General features: G+C 71.6%; 19 protein-coding genes. 8 read left to right on the top strand and 11 right to left on the bottom strand.

What is annotated here, in order from left to right; genetic code table 11:
* Positions 1 to 6: 6 nt before the first annotated feature.
* The 6 genes from sepX to K2F47_RS01060 all read right to left on the bottom strand — a co-directional run bounded on the left by sepX (position 7) and on the right by K2F47_RS01060 (position 5,439).
* A complete protein-coding gene (gene sepX, locus K2F47_RS01085) occupies positions 7 to 576 on the bottom strand; it encodes a divisome protein SepX/GlpR (RefSeq protein ID WP_242900756.1) in 570 nt (189 codons plus the stop codon).
* Positions 577 to 794: 218 nt separating this feature from the next.
* Positions 795 to 1,436, bottom strand: coding sequence for a GNAT family N-acetyltransferase (locus K2F47_RS01080; protein WP_242900755.1), 642 nt, complete (start codon positions 1,434 to 1,436; stop codon positions 795 to 797).
* 28 nt (positions 1,437 to 1,464) lie between these two features.
* Positions 1,465 to 2,310 carry a class II fructose-bisphosphate aldolase gene (locus tag K2F47_RS01075; protein WP_242900754.1) on the bottom strand — a complete coding sequence of 282 codons (846 nt, stop codon included), beginning with the start codon at positions 2,308 to 2,310 and terminating at the stop codon, positions 1,465 to 1,467.
* A complete protein-coding gene (locus K2F47_RS01070) occupies positions 2,298 to 3,209 on the bottom strand; it encodes a 1-phosphofructokinase family hexose kinase (protein ID WP_242900753.1) in 912 nt (303 codons plus the stop codon). The genes K2F47_RS01075 and K2F47_RS01070 overlap by 13 nt, the downstream gene beginning before the upstream one ends.
* A complete protein-coding gene (gene nagA, locus K2F47_RS01065) occupies positions 3,206 to 4,495 on the bottom strand; it encodes an N-acetylglucosamine-6-phosphate deacetylase (protein ID WP_242900752.1) in 1,290 nt (429 codons plus the stop codon). The genes K2F47_RS01070 and nagA overlap by 4 nt, the downstream gene beginning before the upstream one ends.
* Entirely contained in the window at positions 4,492 to 5,439 is a 948-nt protein-coding gene (locus tag K2F47_RS01060; protein WP_443611967.1) for an SIS domain-containing protein, read from the bottom strand. The genes nagA and K2F47_RS01060 overlap by 4 nt, the downstream gene beginning before the upstream one ends.
* 137 nt (positions 5,440 to 5,576) lie before the next feature.
* Here K2F47_RS01060 and K2F47_RS01055 point away from each other — a divergent pair, with 137 nt between their 5' ends.
* On the top strand, positions 5,577 to 6,362 hold the full coding sequence (locus K2F47_RS01055) for a DeoR/GlpR family DNA-binding transcription regulator (protein ID WP_242900751.1): 786 nt from the start codon (positions 5,577 to 5,579) through the stop codon (positions 6,360 to 6,362).
* Positions 6,363 to 6,569: 207 nt separating this feature from the next.
* On the opposite strand, the gene K2F47_RS01050 is transcribed toward K2F47_RS01055, so the two are convergent.
* The 4 genes from K2F47_RS01050 to galU form a co-directional block, all read right to left on the bottom strand.
* Positions 6,570 to 7,040, bottom strand: coding sequence for a MogA/MoaB family molybdenum cofactor biosynthesis protein (locus tag K2F47_RS01050; protein WP_242900750.1), 471 nt, complete (start codon positions 7,038 to 7,040; stop codon positions 6,570 to 6,572).
* Positions 7,041 to 7,066: 26 nt separating this feature from the next.
* Complete coding sequence (gene moaC / locus K2F47_RS01045; RefSeq protein WP_242902523.1) at positions 7,067 to 7,552, bottom strand: cyclic pyranopterin monophosphate synthase MoaC; 486 nt, start codon at positions 7,550 to 7,552, stop codon at positions 7,067 to 7,069.
* A 5-nt stretch (positions 7,553 to 7,557) separates the two neighbouring features.
* On the bottom strand, positions 7,558 to 8,766 hold the full coding sequence (gene glp, locus K2F47_RS01040; RefSeq protein WP_242900749.1) for a molybdotransferase-like divisome protein Glp: 1,209 nt from the start codon (positions 8,764 to 8,766) through the stop codon (positions 7,558 to 7,560).
* An 84-nt stretch (positions 8,767 to 8,850) separates the two neighbouring features.
* Entirely contained in the window at positions 8,851 to 9,756 is a 906-nt protein-coding gene (gene galU / locus K2F47_RS01035; protein ID WP_242900748.1) for a UTP--glucose-1-phosphate uridylyltransferase GalU, read from the bottom strand.
* 15 nt (positions 9,757 to 9,771) lie between these two features.
* Between galU and K2F47_RS01030 the strand changes: the two genes are divergently transcribed.
* The 7 genes from K2F47_RS01030 (at position 9,772) to K2F47_RS41640 (ending at position 18,504) form a co-directional block, all read left to right on the top strand.
* Positions 9,772 to 10,371 carry a 5-formyltetrahydrofolate cyclo-ligase gene (locus K2F47_RS01030; protein WP_272496398.1) on the top strand — a complete coding sequence of 200 codons (600 nt, stop codon included), beginning with the start codon at positions 9,772 to 9,774 and terminating at the stop codon, positions 10,369 to 10,371.
* A gap of 321 nt (positions 10,372 to 10,692) precedes the next feature.
* A complete protein-coding gene (locus tag K2F47_RS01025) occupies positions 10,693 to 11,634 on the top strand; it encodes a 2-hydroxyacid dehydrogenase (protein ID WP_242900746.1) in 942 nt (313 codons plus the stop codon).
* A gap of 104 nt (positions 11,635 to 11,738) precedes the next feature.
* Positions 11,739 to 13,223: a potassium/proton antiporter gene (locus K2F47_RS01020; protein WP_242900745.1), complete on the top strand. Its 1,485-nt coding sequence runs from the start codon at positions 11,739 to 11,741 to the stop codon at positions 13,221 to 13,223.
* Positions 13,224 to 13,401: 178 nt separating this feature from the next.
* Positions 13,402 to 13,773, top strand: coding sequence for an FmdB family zinc ribbon protein (locus K2F47_RS01015; protein ID WP_242900744.1), 372 nt, complete (start codon positions 13,402 to 13,404; stop codon positions 13,771 to 13,773).
* Between the two features lie 703 nt (positions 13,774 to 14,476).
* Positions 14,477 to 16,606 carry an MMPL family transporter gene (locus K2F47_RS01010; RefSeq protein ID WP_242900743.1) on the top strand — a complete coding sequence of 710 codons (2,130 nt, stop codon included), beginning with the start codon at positions 14,477 to 14,479 and terminating at the stop codon, positions 16,604 to 16,606.
* 144 nt (positions 16,607 to 16,750) lie between these two features.
* Complete coding sequence (locus K2F47_RS01005; protein WP_242900742.1) at positions 16,751 to 17,578, top strand: S-methyl-5'-thioadenosine phosphorylase; 828 nt, start codon at positions 16,751 to 16,753, stop codon at positions 17,576 to 17,578.
* A 71-nt stretch (positions 17,579 to 17,649) separates the two neighbouring features.
* Positions 17,650 to 18,504, top strand: a complete 855-nt coding sequence (locus K2F47_RS41640) for an SAF domain-containing protein (protein ID WP_372490829.1) — start codon at positions 17,650 to 17,652, stop codon at positions 18,502 to 18,504.
* 2,610 nt (positions 18,505 to 21,114) lie between these two features.
* Here the strand turns inward: K2F47_RS41640 and K2F47_RS00995 are convergent.
* The gene (locus K2F47_RS00995; RefSeq protein ID WP_242900740.1) at positions 21,115 to 21,528 is read right to left on the bottom strand and encodes a nuclear transport factor 2 family protein; all 414 of its coding nucleotides are present in this window, start codon (positions 21,526 to 21,528) and stop codon (positions 21,115 to 21,117) included.
* Position 21,529 lies beyond the last annotated feature (1 nt).

The following is a 21,529-nucleotide window of genomic DNA, read 5'->3' as shown; positions in this document are numbered from 1 at the left end:
CACCGGTTATTCGCCGACCGCGCGGCGGTCGTCGGCGTACTGGTCGAAGACCTCGTCGGCGGGGACGAGCTCGATGACCTCGGCGGGTTCGGCTGTCTCGGTGGGTTCGGTGGGCTGCTCGGCCAGGCGGGCGGCGTGGCGGGCCTTGGCGCGGGCGTCGGCGGCGGCCTGGGCGCGGGCGGCGTCCATGCCGACGGCGACGCGTAGCAGTGCGAGGTGGCCGAACAGCAGGACGACCGGGGGCAGGACGGCCCACCACGGCACGACGCCCGTCGCGGTCAGGACGATGGTCGTCATGGCCAGCAGGGACAGGCCCGCGGTGCGGCGGCGGCGCCGGGCGATGACGGCGGCGCGGCCGGGGCGGCCCGGGCGGGTCTCGCGGTCCGGCTGGTCCGGCTGAGCGGGCTGGTCGGGTTCCGAGGGGGTCTCCTCCAGGGTGTCGTCCGTGGCGGGCTCGTCGGCGCGTTTGTGGAGGAGGCGGGTGATTCCGGCCTCGGTGTCGCGGCGCAGCCACATGGGGACGAGGACGACGGCCCAGACCGCGACGATCGCGAGGTACAGGACGGCGCTGCTCACCGGCCCACCGCCGTTCCCAGGGCACGCTCGACCGGCGAGCCGACTTTCGGCGCGCGAACGTGCAATGGGAGCAGGGTCACGCCCCGCACGGTACGAGCCGGTGTCAGAGGTTGACGAGCATAAGGGGCGGTGTGTCGCGAGATCGATGCCGCCGTTACTCTCCGTTTGCCGAGCCTTCTCGATCGGAGGATTCTTACGGCCGGAAAGTCAGCCGGGCGTCATGAGGTCGAGCGGGGAAAGGCCTGCTTGCGTCCGGCGAGCCAGCGGGCGCGCAGGCCACCGGGCACGTCCTCGACCGTGAGGGCGTAGCAGATGTGGTCGCGCCACGCGCCGTCGATGTGCAGATGGCGGCGCCGAATTCCCTCTTCCCGGAATCCGAGTTTCTCGACGACGCGGCGGCTGGCGGTGTTCTCGGGGCGGATATTCGCCTCGACCCGATGGAGGCCGACGGTGAAGAAACAGTGGTCGACGGCGAGGGCGACGGCGGTGGGAATGACGCCGCGTCCGGCGACCTGGCGGTCGACCCAGTAGCCGATCTGGGCGGAGCGGGCCGAGCCCCAGACGATCGCGCCGATCGTGAGCTGGCCCGCGAAGTGGCCCTCGTGGGTGACGACCCAGGGGAGGGCGAGGCCCTGGCGCGCCTCGCGGCGCATGGTGTGGACCATGCTGACGTAGGGGCCGAGGCCGCTGCGGAACAGCGGCGTCTCGGGGTTGGTGGGCTCCCAGGGGCGGAGCCAGTCGGCGTTGCGGACCCGCAGGTCGCGCCAGGTGGCGGCGTCGCGGTGCCGCAGCGGGCGCAGCCCGACAGGGCCCTCGGTCAGGGTGACCGGCCATCCCCGCAAGCGTTCCACGGTTCCCATGATTCCCTGGTAGCCGGGGTGGACGCCATCAATTGTCACCGAGAATTCCGCCGTACAGGACGTCCAGGAGCCGAGTCACCTCCCGGGACACGGCGTTTCGTGCTGGTTGCAGGTATTTGCGGGGATCGACGAGCGCCGGATCGGCGTCCAGTGCCCGCCTGACCTCGGCGGTGAGGACGGCGTTGAGGTGGGTGGCGATATTGATCTTCGTCATGCCGTGCCGGACGGCGGCGGCGAGCGTCGCGTCCGGAACGCCCGAGGAGCCGTGCAGGACGAGCGGGACGGGCACGGCGGCACGCAGCTCGGAGATCAGGTCCAGGTCGAGGACGGCGTCGCGGGTGAGCATGGCGTGCGAGGTGCCGACGGCCACGGCGAGGGCGTCCACGTCCGTGGCGGACACGTAGGCGGCGGCCTCGGCGGGGTCGGTGCGGGCGCCCGGGGCGTGCACGCCGTCCTTGCCGCCCACCTCGCCGAGTTCGGCCTCCACGAACACGCCGCGGGCATGGCACCAGGCGGCGACCTCGGCGGTGGCGGCGACGTTGTCGGCATAGGGGAGGGGGGAGGCGTCGAACATCACCGATCCGACGCCCAGCTCGACCGCCTCATGGACGAGCCCGACAGACGTCGCGTGATCGAGATGGACGGCCACCGGCACGGTGGCGGCGCGGGCGGTCGCGAGCGCGGCGGTGATGATCGGGGCGGCGGCGCCGTGGTAGCGCACGCAGTTCTCGCTGATCTGGAGGACGACGGGCGCTCCGGCGGCCTCCGCTCCGGCGACGATGGCGGTGGCGTGCTCCAGCAGGACGACGTTGAACGCGCCCACGCCGCGCCCGTCGCTGGTTTTGAGGATGTCGCCGGTTCCTACGAGGGGCATGGGAGTCCTTCTATGACGATCTCGGGGAGGAGGCGGGCGTAGGCGGCGGCGTCGAAGTCGCCCGCGACGGGCGCGCGCACGGCCGCGGCGGAAAGGGCGACCGCGTCCCGGAGGAGGACGGGCCAGGGGGTGGACGAAATCAGGGCGCGCGCAGTGGCGGCCACCGCCGCGTCCCCGGCGCCGGTGGGGTTGCCCGCCATGGGCGCGGGCGGTTTCGCCGTCCAGGCGCCGTCGGGGGTGACGGCCAGGAGACCGTCCTGGCCGAGTGACACCAGTACGGCGCTCGCGCCCGATTCCTGTAGCGCGCGGGCCCCGGGGACGGGCTCCTGACCGGTGGCGCGGCGGAGTTCGTCCGCGTTGGGTTTCACGACCGCGGGGCCCGCTGAGACGCCCAGGGAGAGCGCGTCGCCGTCCGCGTCGAGGATCACTGGGCGGCCCGCCGCGAGGGCCGTCAGCGTGGCGTAGGCGTCCCGGGGGACGCCCGGCGGGAGGCTGCCCGAGAGGACGATCACGTCCGCCCGGTGGAGAAGCTCCTTGTAGTGCTCTTGGAACGCCTCCCACTCCCCTAGCGAGATTTCGGGGCCGGTTTCATTGAAGACGGTTGTCTCTGCCGGGGCGACGACGGTGAGGGTGCGTCGGGACGTCCCCTGGACGGGGGAAAATGCGTGCGGAAGGCCAACCGCGTCGAGGTCGGCGCGGACCTGTTCACCGGTGGCTCCCCCGGCCAGTCCGGTGGCCAGGACGTCCTGGCCCAGCGCGGCGGCCACCCGGGCGACGTTGACGCCCTTGCCGCCCGCCCTTTCCCGCACGGCGCCCACGCGGTTGGACCCGCCCCACGTCGCGGACGGCACGTCGTAGGTGACGTCCCATGCGAGGTTCAGCGTGACCGTGAGGATCACAGCCAGCGGCCGCCCTTCATCACCCGGGCCACGGACAGGTCGTCGTCCAGGACGAGGAGGTCCGCGTCCTTGCCGGGCTCCAGGGACCCGACGCGCGCGTCGATGCCGAGCGCCCGCGCCGGGACCAGCGCGGCGGCCTCGGCGGCGCGCTCGATCGGCAGGCCGACCTCGGTGACCGCGCGGCGGAAGCCGTCCGCCATCGTGATCGTGCTGCCCGCGATCGACGTCCCGCCGGCGAGCGTCGCGCGCCCGGCGCGGACCTGGACGTCCATCACGCCGAGCCGGTAGTCGCCGTCGCCCATCCCGGCCGCCGCCATCGCGTCGGTGATCAGCGCGACCCGGCCGGGGCCCGCCGCGTCGAAGGCCAGCCGCGCGACTGCGGGCTCCACGTGCACGCCGTCGTTGATCAGCTCGACCGTGACCCGGGGGTCGGTCAGCGCGGCGGCGATCGGGCCGCCCTCGCGGTGGTGCAGCGGGCGCATCGCGTTGAACAGGTGCGTCGCGACGCGGGCGCCCGCGTCGAACGCCGCGCGGGCCACCGCGCCCGGCGCCTCGGTGTGCCCGACGGCGGCGATCACTCCCGCGTCCACCGCCGCCCGGACGAGGTCGAGCGCGCCGGGCAGTTCCGGCGCCAGCGTGATCATGCGGAGGTGGCCGCGTCCGAGTGCGGCCAGCTTCCGGAACTCGTCGAGGTCCGGCGGCCTGAGCAGAGCGGGGTCGTGCGCGCCGCACCGTTCGCTCGCCAGGTAGGGGCCTTCGAGGTGGACGCCCGCGAGCACGCCGTCGGCGGCGAGGTCGGCCAGCGCCGCGACCGCGTCCGCGAGTTCGCGCCGGTCGCCGGTGACCAGGCTCGCGATCGTGGTGGTGGTCCCGGCGGCGAGGTGGAACGCGGCCGCCCGGCGCGCCTCCTCCTCGATGCCGCCCTGGTAGGACGCCCCGGCCCCGCCGTGGACGTGCATGTCGACGAAACCGGGCACGACGTACCGCCCGGCCAGGTCGATCTCCTCGGACGTCGCGGCGTCCTCGGCGGTCTCGCCGGACGGCGGGGCGGGCTCGGTGGACGGACGGTCGGGCTCGCCGGGCGGAGGGGCGAGCTCGGCGGGCGGAGGGGCGTCCTTGGCGGAGGGAGGGGCGGGCTTGGCGGGCGCTGGAATGTCCGAGGCTCCCGCTACGCTCGGCGACGCGGGTTCCGGGACGATGCGGGCGTCCCGGATGTGCAGGTCACCGCGCCGGATGCCGTCCGGCAGCACGAGGCGCGCGTTCCGCAGGACGGTCACGGCGGTCACGACGCGTCCAGGATGACCGAGCGGGTCAGGTTGCGGGGCCTGTCCGGGTCGGCGCCCTGGGCGCGGGCGAGCTCCACGGCCAGCCGCTGGACGCGGACGAGGTCGGCGAGCGGGTCCAGGCTGCTCGTGATCATCGTGCCGCCGACGCCGTCGACCTGGGCGGCCAGCCCGGCGGGCGGTTCGCCGAGCATCCAGGCGACGCGTCCGGGGCCGGTGATGCTGATGGGGCCGTGCCGGTACTCCATGGCGGGGTACGACTCGGTCCAGGCGCGGGCGGACTCGCGCATCTTGAGCGCCGCCTCGTGCGCGAGACCGACCGTCCAGCCGCGTCCGAGGAAGGTGAACTGCTCGGCCCGGACGGCGGGCTCCGGCAGCGGCTCGGCGAGCGCGCGCTCGGCGTCGGCGATGGCGTTCGCGACGTCCTCGCCGAGGTGGGCACGCAGCAGGACGAGCTGGGTCGTGGCGAAGCGCGTCTGCACCACCGACCTCTCGTCGGCGTAGTCGAGCACGACGAGCTCGTCCGCCGCCGTCATGACGGGCGTCGCCGGATCGGCGGTGATCGCCACGGTCGGGACGGCGCCCCGGGCGCGTCCGAGCACGTCCAGGACCTCGGTCGTCGTCCCCGACCTGGTCAGGGCCAGCAGGCGGTCGTAGGAGCGGCCCTGCGGCACCTCGGACGCGGCGAACGCGTCGGTCTCGCCGCGCCCGGCGGTCTCGCGCAGCGCCGCGTACGCCTGCGCGACGAACCACGACGTCCCGCATCCCACCACGGCGACGCGCTCGCCCGGGCGCGGCAGGACGGCGGCCAGTCCCGGGGCGGACTCGGCGGCCCGCCGCCACAGCGCGGGCTGGGAGCGGATCTCGGCCTCGGTGTGGGCACCGCCCCTGCTGTCCGGCCTGCCCGGCCCGTCCAACGAATCCGATCTGTCCGGCATGTCCGCCATGGACATCCTCCTTGCGCGCTCATGCTTGTTAGTGCTTGCTTTATAGCAAAACAGAACAAAAAGGACCATGTGCGCGCATCGCTAGTATCCTGGGATGACCTCGTCACGCCTGCTCGTCCGCCCGGAAGGGGGCCGAGGTGTCCCGTCATGAGCGCTGGAACGCCCTGCTGGGTCTGCTCGCCGAGGAGGGGCGGCTCACGGTCGAGGAGGCCGCCGCGCGGATGGAGGTCTCCCCCGCGACGATCCGCCGCGACTTCGACCAGCTCGCGCAGCAGCAGATGCTCACCCGCACCCGGGGCGGCGCCGTCGCGCAGAGCGTGAGCTACGACCTGCCGCTGCGCTACAAGAGCGCGCGGCACGCCCCCGAGAAGCAGCGCATCGCGGCCGCGACCGCCGAGCTCGCCCGGCCCGACTCGATCATCGGCCTGAACGGCGGCACGACGACCTCCGAGGTCGCCCGCGTCCTCGCCACCCGCGCCGACCTGCACGCCGAGGGCTCCTCACCCACGATCACGATCGTCACGAACGCGCTCAACATCGGCAACGAGCTGGCCGTCCGCCCGCATGTGAAGATCGTCCTGACCGGCGGGGTGCCGCGCCCGCAGTCCTACGAGCTCACCGGCCCGCTCGCCACCGGGATCTTCGACCACGTGACGCTGGACGTCGCGATCCTCGGCGTCAACGGGGTGACCGTCGAGTACGGCGCCACCTGCCGCAACGAGGGCGAGGCCGACGTCGGCCGGCTGATGGCCGAGCGCGCCGAGCAGATCATCGTCGTCGCGGACAGCTCCAAGATCGGCCGCCGCGCGTTCGCCCGGATCTGCGACACGTCCAGGATCGACGTCCTGGTGACCGACGCCGCCGTCCCCGAGGCGGACCTGGACCCCTTCAAGGAAGCCGGCATCCACGTCATCCGCGCGTAGCCACCTGGCCATCGGCGCGTAGCCGACCAAGCCGTCAGCGCGTAGCCCGCCTGGCCATCGGCGCGCAGGCGGCATGGGCGTCCACGCGTAGTTGGCTTGGCCATCGGCTCGTTATCGGCCTGGTCGCCCGCCCGGTCACCCGCGCGTAGGCGGCCTGGGCGTCCGCGCCTAGCTGGCCTGGTCATTCGCGCGTAGGCGGTCTGGGGGTCAGTGGTCGCCGCCGGCGATCTGGTCTACGGCGTGTCGCAGGACGCGTCCGAGGACGGTCATGCCGTCGCGGACGCCGCCGGTCGAGCCCGGCAGGTTGACGATCAGGGTGCGGCCCGCGACACCGGCGAGGCCGCGGGACAGGATCGCCGCGGGCACCGCCTCGCGTCCCTCCAGCCGGATGGCCTCGGCGATGCCCGGGATCTCGCGCTCGATCACCCGGCGCGTCATCTCCGGTGTCTGGTCGGTCGGGGTGAGGCCCGTCCCGCCGGAGGTCACGACGACGTCGTAGCCGCCCTCGACCGCGTCCCGCAGGACGCCCGCGACGGGCTCCCCGTCGGGGACGACCACCGGCCCGTCCACCTGGCAGCCGAGGTCCTCCAGCATCTCGACCAGCACCGGCCCGGACTTGTCGGCGTACACGCCCGCCGACGCCCGGTTCGACACCGTGACCGCCATCGCCCGGATCATCGCGCCCTCCTCATGACCGCGCGGCCTCATGACCGGTCGGCGGGACGGCGCCAGACGCCGGTCTTGCCGCCGGTCTTCTCCTCGACCCGGACGTCGGTGATCACGGCCGCCGGGTCGACGGCCTTCACCATGTCGATCAGGGCCAGCGCGGCGACGGTGACGGAGGTGAGCGCCTCCATCTCCACTCCGGTGCGGTCGGCGGTCCGGGTGGTGGCGGTGATCGCGACGCCCTCGTCCTGGACGGTGAGGTCGACGGTCACGCCATGCAGCGCGATCGGGTGGCACAGCGGGACGAGATCGGGCACGCGCTTCGCGCCCATGATCCCGGCGATCCGCGCCACCGAGACGGCGTCGCCCTTCGGCATGTCACCCGCGCGCAACAGCGCTATGCACTCGGCGGACAGCCGGACCAGCCCCGTCGCGGTCGCGGTGCGGGCGGAGACGCCCTTGGCCGAGACGTCGACCATGCGGGCCGCGCCCTTGTCGTCCAGGTGCGTGAACTCGGTGCCCATCGCGCTCATACCGGCAACCTCATGACATCGACGTGGGAGCCGGCGGGCAGGGCCTCCGCCTCCTCCGGAAGCGCGATCAACGCGTCCGCGGAGGAGAGCGAGCCGAGCTGGTGGGAGCCCTGCACGTCGGCCGGGGTGACGGTGTGGAAACCGCGGTTGTAGGACAGCTTGCCACGCATGTAGTGGCGCATCCCCGCCGGGGACCTGACGTCCTGGGCGAGGACGGCGCTGACGGTCGGCAGCGGTTCGGGGTCCAGGCCCTGCATGGCGCGCAGCGCGGGCCGGACGAAGACCTGGAAGGAGATGTAGGCGCTGACGGGGTTGCCGGGGAGCGTGAAGACCGGCGTCCCCTCGAACAGCCCGAAACCCTGGGGCTTGCCGGGCCGCATCCGGACCTTGTGGAACTCCACCGTCCCGACCCCGGTCAGCACCTCCTTGACGACGTCGCGAGTGCCCATCGAGACGCCGCCCGAGGTGACGATGGCGTCGGCGCGGACGAGCTGGTCGCGCAGAGTCTCCAGCACCTTCACCGGCTCGTCCTCGACGGTCGCCTGCCGGAAGCCGACGCCGCCGGCCTCGACGACGGCGGCGGTCAGCATGTACGAGTTGGACTCCCAGATCTGCCCGTCGCCGAGGCGTTCGCCGGGTTCGCGCAGTTCCGTGCCGGTCGACAGCACGACCACGCGGGGCCTCGGCCGGACGACCACGCGGGCCCGCCCCACGGCCGCGAGCATGCCGATCTGCGCCGCGCCGAGCCGCGTGCCCTCGTCCGCGACGACCTGGCCTGCGAGGACGTCCTCCCCGGCGCGGCGGATGTAGTTGCCGGCGGGTGCCGGGCGCGAGACCCGCACCGTGGCGGCGCCGCCGTCCGTCCACTCCACCGGAATGACCGCGTCGGCCCCGGCGGGCAGCGGCGCGCCCGTCATGATGCGGGCCGTGAGCCCCGGCCGGATCGCCGACACCCCCGGATCGCCCGCCAGGATGTCGCCGACCACGGGGAGGACGACCGGCTCCGCCTCCGAGGCCCCCGCGATGTCCGCCGCGACCACGGCGTAGCCGTCCATCGCGGAGTTGTCGAAGGGCGGCAGCGGCACGGGCGCGGAGACGGGCTCGGCGAGCACCGTCCCCTGCGCCTCCAGCAGCGCCAGGTCGAGCGGCGGCAGCACGGGAACGCTGCCGAGGATGTCGGTCAGATGCTCGTCGACTGATCTCATGCCCACATCCCCAGTGTGACGCGTGCCGGCGCGTCCCCGGCGCTCCCCACGCCGTCCTTCACCGCGCCGTCCATCGAGGCGCGGTCAGGAATCGTGCTTCTGGACGAACTCGCGGAGCCACGGCATGAACTCCGGCGCCAGGTCGGGCCGCTCGGAGGCGAACTGGACGACCGTCCGCAGGTACTCCAGCTTGTTGCCCGTGTCGTAGCGGCGGCCGCGGAACTTGACGCCGTAGACGGTGCCGCCCTGGTCGGCGGGCATGTCCGCGAGCGTGCGCAGCGCGTCGGTGAGCTGGATCTCGCCGCCGCGCCCCGGCGGGGTCTTCTCCAGGACGTCGAAGACCGCCGGGTCGCAGACGTACCGGCCGATGATGATCCAGTTGCTCGGCGCCTCCTCGGCGGCGGGCTTCTCGACGAGGTCGCTGATGCGGACGACGTCGTCCTCGTCGGTGGCCTCGATCGCGGCGCAGCCGTAGGCCGAGACCTGGTCGGGCTCGACCTCCATGAGCGCCACGACGCTGCCGCCGTACTGCCCGCGCACCTCGATCATGCGCTTGAGCAGCTGGTCCCGGGCGTCGATCATGTCGTCGCCGAGCAGCACCGCGAACGGCTCGTGGCCGACGTGCTGGCGCGCGCAGTGCACGGCGTGCCCGAGTCCGCGCGGCTCGCCCTGCCGGACGTAGTGCATGATCGCCAGTTCGCTGGACTCCCGGACGGCGCCGAGCCGCTCGTCGTCGCCCTTCGCGCGCAGGGCCTCCTCCAGCTCGTACGCGCGGTCGAAGTGGTCCTCGATGGAGCGTTTGCTGCGTCCGGTGATCATCAGCACATCGTTGAGGCCGGCATCGACCGCCTCCTCGACGACGTACTGGATCGCCGGTTTGTCGACGATCGGCAGCATTTCCTTTGGCGTCGCCTTGGTGGCGGGCAAGAATCGGGTACCGAGACCGGCCGCCGGGACGACCGCCTTGAGCACAGGTGCAATGTCGGCCATGTAGAGACCCTAGTCATGCGTGAGGACCACAGCGTGCACGACATAGTGACGAAGACCCGCCTGCGCGCGGAACTACTGGGAAAGCGTGCGACCATGTCGTCTGACGTGCGCTCCAACGCGGCACGCTCCATCCGGGACGCGCTGCTGTCGGACCCCGAGGTCGAGATGGCCGGAACCGTCGCGGCGTACGCGTCGCTCGGCTCCGAACCCGACACGCGCGGCCTGCTGTTCGCGTTGTGGAAGCGGGGCGCGTACGTCCTGCTGCCCAAGCTGCTGCCGGACGGCGACCTGGACTGGGCCTCCTACGAGGGGCCGGAGTCCCTCGCACCCGGCCCCCATGGGATCCTCGAACCGACCGAGCCTCCACGTGGCCCCGGGGCCGTGGCCAGCGCGGACGTGGTGCTGACACCGGCGGTGGCCGTCGACCGCAAGGGGATGCGCCTCGGACGCGGCGGCGGTTCCTACGACCGCGCGCTGGCCCGCGTCGGCCCGGCGATCCTGACGGTGGCGCTGCTCTATGACGGGGAGCTGCTGGCGGAGGTGCCCGCCGAGCCCCACGACCGGCGGGTGCGCGCGGTCGCGACCCCGTCCGGCGGGCTGCACCGCCTGGCCTGACGGGCAGGTGCACCGGGCCCGGCAGGCAGCCGTGCCTGGCCTGACAGGCAGGCGTCCCGGCCAGCCGGGACGCAGGGGTGGTGATTTTGGCCGCAATGGGCCATTTGTTGTCGTGTGGTGGTTGATGCCGGGCTTGGCGCGGCACCGCGGATCCGGCCCGTCCGGGGGCGCCGCCTAGGGTGTGGGACGTCAAGATCGAAACCGGGAGGAGGCGCGCCTCCGGTGGCGGGGAAGCGCGTCCTCCGGCAACGCGGACCTGGGAGGTTCGAGATGACGGACCCGTGGCGGATCCTGTCCCTGCCCCCGCTCGGAGAGGACCTCGTGCGCGGCCTGTTCGCTCCCCTGGGCGACGCCGTCGAGGTGACGTTTCCCTCAAGCAGAGACCAGGACAGCCTGCGTTCGGCCCTCGCGGACGGGGCCGAGGTGGTGATCGGCGACTTCACCGGAGAGCTGGTCCTGGACGCCGACGCGATCGCCGCCGCGACGCGGTTGGCGTTCGTCCAGATGCCGTCCGTCGGGACGGACAGCATCGACGTCGCGGCCCTCACGGCCAGGAACGTTCCTGCGGCAAACACGGCGGGTTCCAACGCGCGCGGCGTAGCCGAGTGGGCCGTCGGTGCGGCTTTCGCCCTGTGCCGTCAGCTCGTCTGGGGCGATCGGCACGTACGCGCTGGCGAGTGGCCGCAGATGGAACTGGCCGGACGGCAACCCCGCGAACTGCATGCGCAGCGCGTCGGGATCGTGGGTTTCGGCGCGATCGGCTCAGAGGCGGCACGTCTTTTCACCGCACTCGGCTGCGCCGTCTCGTACTGGACGCGGCGTCCGCGCCCTGACGCGTCCGCCACGTACAGGGAACTCGACGATCTGATGGCGACGTCCGACATCGTCGTGCTCGCCCTGCCGCTGACCGACGAGACGCGAGGGCTGATCGGCCCGGAACGTCTCGCGCTGCTACCGGACGGCGCGCTGCTGGTGAACGTGGCGCGCGGGGGCATCGCGCCCGACGACGCGGTGCTCGCCGCGCTGGAATCCGGACGGCTCGCCGGCGCGGCGCTGGACGTGTTCGACGAGGAGCCCCTCCAGGTGGAGCATCCGCTGCGCTCCCACGAGAGCGTCCTGCTGTCCCCGCATGTGGCGGGAGCGTCCGCGCAGTCGCAGCTCAACCTTGTGGTGATGGTGAAGGACAACGTCACGGCGGCCGTTCAGGGACGTGAGGTGCAGAATATTGTGAACGGGGTAAACCCGCAGGTCAGACGACGGTAGCGGGACGCTTGGGACATCCCGTCCCTCAACCACAAGTGTGCGATCGGCGGACAAATATGTAGAATTCCTAAACGTTCAACTTTGACGACCCCGAAGGGTGGGATGTGCACCTCGACATCTGGCTACTCCTCGGGGCCGTGCTCGTACTCAGCGCAATCGTCGCGGTCAGGCTGTCGCACCAGGCGGGGCTTCCCACCCTCCTGGCGTACATGGGCCTCGGACTGCTCGTTGGCGAGTCCGGTCCCCTCCACATCAACTTCGACAACGCCGAGCTCGCCGAGACGCTCGGCCTCGCCGCCCTCGTCCTGATCCTGGCCGAAGGCGGCGTCACCACGAACTGGCGGCACGTCCGGCCCTCGGTGCCCGCCGCGCTCAGCGTGTCGACGATCGGCACGCTGATCAGCATCCTCGTCGTCGCGCTCGCCGCCATGTGGCTGGTCGGCCTCGACTGGCGGCCCGCGTTCCTGCTGGCCGCCGTGCTCGCCCCGACCGACGCGGCCGCCGTGTTCTCGGTGCTGCGCCGCCTCCCGCTGCCGGCCCGGCTGAGCGGGCTGCTGGAGGCCGAGTCCGGCTTCAACGACGCGCCCGTCGTCATCATCGTGGTCACGCTCAGCGCGCACGCGAGCGTCCCGAACCTGGCCGAACTGCTCGCCGTGATGGTGTACGAGCTGATCGCCGGCGGAGTGCTCGGCCTCATCATCGGCTGGCTCGGCGCCCAGGCGCTCCGCCGCATCGCGCTACCCGCGTCCGGCCTCTACCCCATCGCCGTCCTGTCGCTTTCGGTGGGCAGCTATGGCGCGGCCACACTTCTGCACGCCAGCGGATTCCTGGCGGTGTACGTGAGTGCGCTCGTCCTAGGGAACGCGAGGCTTCCGCACCGTCCCGCTACACGCGGCTTCGCGGAAGGCATCGGTTGGCTCTCGCAGATCGGCCTTTTCGTCATGCTCGGCCTGCTCGCCTCCCCCAGCGACCTCCCGGGCCAGATCGCGCCGGCACTCGTCGTCGGGTTCGTTCTGCTGCTCATCGCGCGGCCGGTTTCGGTCTTCCTGTCGACGATCGGGTTCCGGCTCTCGTGGGGAGAGAAGGTCTTCGCGTCCTGGGCGGGGCTCCGGGGCGCGGTGCCGATCGTCCTGGCCACGATCCCCATGGTGCAGGACGTTCCCGACGCCGACCGGATCTTCTCCATCGTCTTCACCATCGTCGTCGTGTTCACGCTCCTCCAGGGCCCGACACTGCCGCTGGTCGCGCGCTGGTGCGGCCTGAAGAGCGACGAACAGACACGTGAGCTGGACGTGGAAGCGGCGCCCCTGGAGGAACTCCACGCGGACCTGCTGGAAGTCCGGATTCCCCTCGACTCCCAGTTGGGCGGCGTGGAGATATTCGAGCTCCGGCTACCGACCGGGGCGTCCGTCACCCTGGTCGTCCGGAACGGGACAAGTTTCGTGCCCGAACCCACCACGCGCCTGGAAGCGGGAGACACGCTCCTGGTCGTGACCACCGACACCGTCCGTGACACAACGGAACGCCGCCTGCGCGCGGTCAGCCGCAAGGGCAGGTTGGCGGGCTGGTTCGGCGAGACGGGAGTCTGACGCAGGGGCTCCCGCTCGGTATGCGGCACTCAATGCGGGACGCGCGCGAGCATGCCTCCGGCCGGGACACGGGAACAGGCCGGGGGCGAATCCCGTTCCATGCATGGGTACCATTAGCAGTCGTTCAAAGTGAGTGCCAGTCCGGCCCTCGACCGGGCTGAGTCAGCGAGGAGGAACCGTGCCGACGTATCAGTACGTTTGCACCGAGTGCGGCGAGCCTCTCGAGGTCGTGCAGAAGTTCAGCGACGACGCGCTGACCGAATGCCCGGCCTGCAACGGCAAGCTGCGCAAGGTCTTCTCCGCCGCGGGGATCATCTTCAAGGGTTCGGGCTTCTACCGGACGGACAGTCGCGGCTCCGGCAAGACCGCCACCGCGGGCGCCTCGTCCAACGGATCCTCCTCGAACGGCGCCTCGAACGGATCGGGTGACTCCGGCGGCTCGGGCAAGTCCGACTCGTCGTCGAAGTCCTCGGGCGACGCCTCGTCGTCGGGCTCGGGCTCGTCGTCGAAGTCGGGCACGAAGTCCGCCTCGTCGGAAAAGGTCGCCTGACCCGCCAAGTCGCCTGACCCGCCAGGCCGCAGGACATCAGCCGCGCCGCCCAGCTATCGGCGGCGCGGCTTAACGGCATGCGGACGTCCCGTCGCGGGGACGTACGCCACCGGCGGCCCGGAGGGGCCCTCAACGCCTCCCGAACGCGTCCGGCGACTCCGGACCCCCGCGGCGGCCGATTCGGCGGCCTGTGCGCGCTTCCGCGCCCGCCCAGCGGGTTCCAGGCCGCCCAGCAGGTCGCGGCCCGTCCCCAAGGACGAGAGCCGATGGAGCGCTCCTCCTCCGGGCGGGCATGTGCCCTCCGGGCCACATACATCTCCAGGGGTAGATCCACCTGTCTCCCTTGCCCCAGGCGAGGTAGAGCGGTTCCAGCCTTCTGCCGGACGCGCGCCCGTAACCCTTGCATCGAACATTGATGCGAAAGATGGAACAGACTCGGGGGGCGGGCGGCATGGATCACCGGACGGCGCGGCAGGCGGCACATCCTCGCGATGACCAGCGCGGCATCTTCGGCGCCGGCCCAGGCCCCGGGAGCCGCGACTCCGTCACGACTTGACAAAGCTCTATTTTCGAGAGACTCTGTTCACGAGAAACTCGCCTCTCGGCCACTCACGACACTACTTGACATCTCTCTTCAATCGAGACATTGTTCGCCGTGAGACGCGATATATCTCGTTCCCCCCGGACGAAAGTGAGAAGGATCATGAGCGCACAGAGCCCGGCTCCCCCCAGATCCCTGGGCCATCGCCTGGTCGGGTTGGTCGCCGGACGGCGCAGCAAGTGGGTCGTGCTGGCCATCTGGGTCGTCCTGCTGGCGGCCCTTGGACCGCTCGCAGGCAAACTGGCCGACGTCCAGGAGAACGACGCGGCGTCCTGGCTGCCCGGTGGGGCGGAGTCCACCCAGGTCATCGAACTACAGGAGCAGTTCCGTAAGGACGAGACGATCCTCGCGGTCGTCGTCTACGAGCGTCCCGGGGGCATCACCGCCGCGGACAAGGCGAAGGCCGCCGCCGACCTGCCCGGGCTTGAGCACCTCCCGGGAGCGCAGAAGGCGCAGGGACCGTTCCCGTCCAAGGACGGCAAGGCCCTCCAGACCCTCGTGCCCTTCACCGACGAGGACTTGACGGGCGCCATCGACGGCGCGCGCGACATCGCCAAGCGGGGGCCGCCCGGGCTGGAGGCGCACGTCACCGGCCCCGCGGGCAGCGGCGCCGACATGTTCGAGGTCTTCAAGGAGCTGGACGGCTTCCTGCTGATGGCCGCCGGGATCGTCGTGATCGTCCTGCTGCTGATCATCTACCGCAGCCCGATGCTGTGGTTCGTCCCCGTGCTGAGCGCGGTGTTCGCCCTGGGACTCGCCCAGTCGGTCGTCTACCTGCTGGCCAAGAACGCGGGCCTGACCGTGAACGGCCAGAGCGCGGGCGTCCTCACCGTCCTCGTCTTCGGCGTCGCCACCGACTACGCGCTCCTGCTCGTCGCCCGCTACCGCGAGGAACTGCACCGCCACGAGGACCGGCACGAGGCCATGGCCTTCGCGCTGCACCGCGCCGCGCCCGCCATCATCGCCTCCGCCGCGACCGTCGCGGTCGGGCTGCTGTGCCTCCTGCTCGCCGACATGAACTCCACCGCGGGCATGGGCCCGGTCGCCGCCGCCGGCGTCCTCACCGCACTCGCCGCCATGGTGACCCTCCTGCCCGCCCTCCTGGTCATCTTCGGACGCTGGCTGTTCTGGCCCCTCGTCCCCCGGTACGACGCGAAGTACCTCCAGCCCGAGTCCTACGAGTCGGAGCACGGCATCTGGAGCCGGGTCGCGGGCCTGGTCGGCAAGCACCCGCGCGCGCTCTGGGCCGTCACCGCCGTCGGCCTGTTCGCGCTCACCTTCGGCCTGGGCTCGCTCAAGGCGAACGGGCTCTCGGACGCGGGCCAGTTCACCGGACGCCCCGACTCCATCGTCGGCGCCGAGGTCGTCTCGCGTCACTACCCCGCAGGCTCCGGCGCACCGGCCGTCGTCATCGGCAAGGCGTCCGCGGCGGCTCCGCTCGGCGCCGCCATAGAGAAGACACAGGGAATCGCCGAACTGGGACGTCCCGTCACCGCGAACGGTCTCGTCCAGTACGAGGCGACCATGCGCTACTCCGCCGACAGCAAGGCCGCGAAGGACACGATCGACCGGCTGCGGGACACGGTGCACTCCGTCCCGTCCGCGGACGCGAAGGTGGGCGGCATGACCGCCACCACCCTCGATATCAACCGCGCCTCCACCCGCGACAACAAGGTCATCATCCCGATCGTCCTGTCCGTGGTGTTCCTGATCCTCATCCTCCTGCTGCGCGCCCTGGTCGCGCCGCTGCTGATGATGGCGACCGTCGTCCTGTCGTTCCTCGCCTCGCTCGGCGCCTGCGCCCTGATCTTCCAGCACGGCTTCGGCTACGAGGGCACCGACAGCGGCTTCCCCCTGCTGGCCTTCATCTTCCTGGTCGCGCTGGGGGTCGACTACAACATCTTCCTCATGCACCGCGTCCGTGAGGAGACCGAGACGCTCGGGACGCGCCGCGGCATCCAGCGCGGGCTCGCCGTCACCGGCGGCGTCATCACCTCCGCCGGGCTGGTCCTGGCCGCGACGTTCGCCGCCCTGGCCACGCTGCCGCTGGTGTCCATGGCCGAGATGGGCTTCGTGGTCGCGTTCGGCGTGCTGCTCGACACGCTGATCGTCCGGTCCCTGCTGCTGCCCGCCCTGTCTTACGACATCGGACGGCGCATCTGGACCCCGGGCCGCCTCGCCAAGCAGAACCCGTCCCACGAGGAGTCGAAGGTTCTGGACCCGGTCGGCTGACGACGGAAAACCAGACCGGAGGGGCCCAGCCGCATGGCTGGGCCCCTCCGCGATCTCGGGCACCGGCCGCGCCGCCGGACGAGAGTTATCCACAATCGGCGGCGGGGCTGTCGGGCGGTGAAGGCGGCTGGTTAGTGTCGCGTCATGTCCATTTCGCGAGAAGACGCAGAGTCCGCCGCCGACATCGGGGTCATCGGCGGGTCCGGTTTCTACTCCTTCCTCGACGACATCGAGGAGGTGCAGGTCGAGACCCCCTACGGCGCGCCGAGCGACCCGATCGCGATCGGTGACCTCGCCGGCCGGCGCGTCGCCTTCGTCCCCCGCCACGGCCGCGACCACCGCTATCCACCGCACAAGATCCCCTACCGCGCCAACCTGTGGGCGCTGCGCTCCCTGGGCGTCCGCCAGGTCCTCGCGCCGAGCGCCGTCGGCTCACTCACCCCCGAGTACGGCCCCGGCACGCTGGCCGTCCCCGACCAGCTCGCCGACCGCACCCATGGCCGCCCCCAGACCTTCTACGACGAGGGCGGCGCGGTCCACGTGTCGTTCTCCGACCCGTACTGCCCGGCGGGCCGCCGCGCCGCCGCCGACTCCGCGAAGGCCGCAGGCTGGCGCCCGGTCGAGGGCGGCACGCTGGTCGTCATCGAGGGCCCCCGCTTCTCCACCCGCGCCGAGTCCCAGTGGTTCGCCGCCCAGGGCTGGACGCTGGTCGGCATGACCGGCCACCCGGAGGCCGTCCTCGCCCGCGAGCTGGCGCTCTGCTACACCCCCCTCTGCCTCGTCACCGACCTCGACGCCGGAATCGAGGAGGGCGACGGCGTCACGATGGAGGAGGTCCTCCGCGTCTTCGGCGAGAACATCGACCGCCTCCGCACCCTCGTGGCGGACGTGGTCAAGGCCCTGCCCACCGAACGCGGCTGCCCCTGCCCCAACGCCCTGGACGGCATGAAGCTCCCTCTGGAACTGCCGTGAACACCCGCTTAACCCGCCTGCGGCGGCCCCTGGCGGCACTGCTCGCCGCAGCCGCCGCCGGCACCGCCCTCATGGCCCTCCGCCCGGGCCCACCACCGTCCGTCCACGTCCTGGGAGCGGCCCGCGACCTCCCGTCCGGAACCACCCTGCGCCCGTCCGACCTCCGCGCCTTGGCCCTGCCGCCCGCCGCCGTCCCGTCCGGCGCCCTCCACACGGGCGCCACCGGCCGCGTCCTGGCCGCCCCCATGCGCCGCGGCGAGCCCCTCACCGACGCCCGCCTGATCGGCGCCTCCCTCCTCGAAGGCCACGCCCCCGGCACGGTCGCGACCCCCGTCCGCATCGCCGACGCCGCGTCCGTCCACCTACTCCACCCAGGCACCCGCATCGACATCCTGACCCTTCAAACCACCCCACCCCCCGACCCAACAACCCCACGAACCACCCACCACCGCCACCCCCACACCGACAACAACCCCACCCTCACCCCCACCACCCAAAACCACCCCGCCACCACACACCAAATCTCCAACGCCCTCACAGGCCCCAGCGACCACCCGCCGACCCACCACCCCCTCCCACCCGCACCCCAAGCCTCCACCGCCCGCGCCTCCACACACCTCACGACCAGCCACCAGACAAAAAGCTCACCAACACAGACCGCAGCGCTACCACCATCGGAGGCCAAAAGCTTCCCCGGCCACGTCCTTCCTGCCAGTCCAACAGCCTCTCTCCTCACAGGCGGTCCAAGCGGCTGGGGAGACGCCCGCCTCGTGGTGTCGGACGTCCCGGTGGTGGCTGTCCCCCCGCCGGACAAGGAAGGAGGTCAAGAAGGAGCACTCATAGTCGTCGCGACCGACCGCACCCAAGCAGCAGCCCTGGCGGGAGCCGGAGGCCCGCTCTCCATAACGATCACTGGAGGCCAGTAGCAAGGAGGCCAACCAGAACCAACCCCCCACCCAAGCCAGCGACACCCACCAGCGCACCCGTTCGAGAGACCTCGCGGGGAACGGCGGAATCCGAGTCAGCAAGCGACGCAGACAGAACGGCATCAACCAATCCGCGACAAACCCAAACCTCACCCCCGCCGTTCATGCAGGTAAAAGGCTTAGGCTCGCTCCGCCTCCCTCCCCAGGCCCCAAGCGATTCCAGGGCCGCCCTCGCGTCCTACATCTGCTGCACGAACTGCATCCGCCAACGGACGCGCAATACGCCAAGCGCGCCACCCCGGGGCCCGCTCCCCCGGCAGGGGCCGCGTACTCCATGAGCGCCGGTCCAACGGGCGGCGAGCAGGGCGCCGAGACGCAGGCCGTAACCCCGCCGGAGGCGTACACCCCACAACCCTCGGGGTTGAAGCTCGCGCCGGTGCGCAGGTCGAACTCCCACAAGCGGGCCGCGCAGGTAACCACACCCGCCAGAAGCGTCAGAACATGTGGACGACGACAACTGGCCCAACTCCTGTACCCCGCGTCGATCAGTACCTTGATAGCCAGCTCGCCGTGCTGGACGTACCGGGCTTCGTCCTCTGGATGCTGGAGATCGCACTCAGCGATGCCCCGGCCCCGTACTGCGAACCACACCGCGCTAGCGACCACAGCCCTACGGACCACAGCGCTAGACCAGACTGCACCGCAGACCGACGCGCCGAATCACTGTGCGCCGCAAACCTCCGCACCACGTCGCAGTCGGCGACTTCCAACTCGGGACCCACAAGCGCAACCACGGGCCAGCACCCGAGGACGCACCCACAGTCGAAAGGACAGAGGGAAGCCTCAGCTTGGTTGGAACCGCGTCGAACACCCGACCGCCCGTCCGGGACGCGACCGGACCCGCCCCCGGCCAGCAGGAACCACGACCGACCCCGACACCACCCCCCTGAGCTGTCAGCAGAGCGAGCTGCGATGCCAGGCGGGCATCGGAATCGCAGCTCGCAGACCGACTGCGTTAGGACCGCTGCGCGGCAGCGCTATGCGTCGCGAACCACACCGCGAACCGCCCACCGACCACACCGCCACATGGACGCACCCGCACCCCACCGCGGACCGCACCGCGACACACCACGCCGCACCGCGGCACGCCACGAACCGCCCCAGGCCGCGAACCGTAGGACCATCGACCGCAGCGCGCCGCCAACAGCAAGGCACCGCGAACCACGGCGCGCTGCGAACCGCAGTCGGCCCCACCCCCCACCCGAACCGTCAGCAGAGCGAAAAGCGACGCCAGGCAGGCGTCAGGATCGCGGCTCGCAGACCAACTGCGTTAGACCCGTACGTGCCGGGGAGCGCTATGCGCCGCGAACCGCACCGCCGCCCGCAGGGCCCCACCGACCGCACCGCAACGTGGACGCACCGCACCCCCACCGCACTGCGAACCGCACCGCACCGCGCCACGAACCACACCACACGCGAACCGCAGGGCACCATCGACCACAGCACGCCACCAACCGCAGGACACCCACAACCGCATGGCACTGCGAGCACACCGCCTGCGAACCGCACCACTCCGCGAACGCAGTGCGCCACTGCCGCGAACCGCAGCGTGGCGCTGAGCGCGCGGCGGACGCACCGCACGGCGAACCGCCCCCCCACCTCATCGCAAACCACACACAACCACAGGCTGTGCCCCTGCGCACCGCAGGTCACACTGCGCCGCACCATGGACCGCAGCGCGCCGCGACACACCACGCCGCAAACCTCCGCACCACGTCGCAGTCGGCGGCTTCCAGCTCGGGACCCACAAGCGCAACCACCGGGCCAGCACCCGAGGCGCACCCACAGTCGATAGGACAGAGGGAAGCCTCAGCTTGGTTGGAACCCGCGTCGAACACCCGACCGCCCGTCCGGGACGCGGCCGGATCCGCCCCCGGCCATCGGGCACCACAGGCGCCCCCCGACACCACCCACCTGAGCCGTCAACAGAGCGAAAAGCGACGCCAGGCAGGCGTCAGGATCGCGGCTCGCAGACCAACTGCGTTAAGACCGCAGCGCGTCAGGGAGCGCAATGCGTCCCGAACCATACCGCCGACCGCAGGGCGCCACCGACCGCACCGCCACGTGAACGCACCGCACCCCCGCCGCGGACCGCACTGCACTGCGAACCGCAGGGCACCGCGAACCAGACCGCCTGCGAACCACACCACTCTGCGAACGCGGCGCGCCACCGCCGCGAACCACAGCGCGGCCTGATCCCACTGCGGACGCACCGCACCGCGACCGCACCCCCACCGCAAACCACAGGCTGCACCCACCCAGGTCGCGCCGCACCATGGACCGCAACACGCCGCAATACACCACGCCGCGAACTGCGGGACACCGTCGACCGCAGCGCGCCGCCGACCGCAGGGCAACCTCGGCCCGCAACGCACCGCGAACCACACCGCCCGGTCGCACTCGAACGACAGCGCGCCACTGGCCGCTCGTGCGCCTGGGCGCCGTTTGGTACTTGGTCATGTTTGGCGGTGGGGCGCGGGCCGCTCTATTCGAGGGTTGGCTGGACGGTCGTCTGCGGCGCCTGGGGGATGGCGTGCTCTTGGGCGGGGGTTAGTTTTCGCGGGTCCAGGCGGGCTTGATGCTCACCTCGCGGAGGCGCCAGCCGTCTGGCGTTCGGGTTGCGGTGAGGTGCTGTCGCAGGCCGCCGGTGAAGTGGGGTGCCTCGCCGTCGTGGTAGTAGTACACGGTCGAGTTCGCCGAGGCGGACGCCTGGTCGCCCCCTACGTCCACCAGGAGGTCAGTGGTCGTGTGCTGGGTGCGCTCCCCCTCGACCTCGCCCCGCCGCATGAAGTCGATGACCTGGTCGATGCCGCGGAGTTCGCCCCCGCGCGGGGAGTGCACCGTCACATCTTCTGCGAAGACCGTGGCCGCGTCCTCCCACCGCTTCTCGTCCAGCAGGAGCGCGAAGCGTGTGACCAGGTCGGCGATCTCGATGCGGTCGGCGATCCGAGTGTCTGCGGGCATG

The organism is Actinomadura terrae (assembly GCF_022751215.1).
In the GTDB taxonomy this organism is placed as follows: domain Bacteria; phylum Actinomycetota; class Actinomycetes; order Streptosporangiales; family Streptosporangiaceae; genus Spirillospora; species Spirillospora terrae.
Note: the sequence above shows the minus strand (reverse complement) of the source record. Positions and strands in the feature narration are given on the sequence as shown.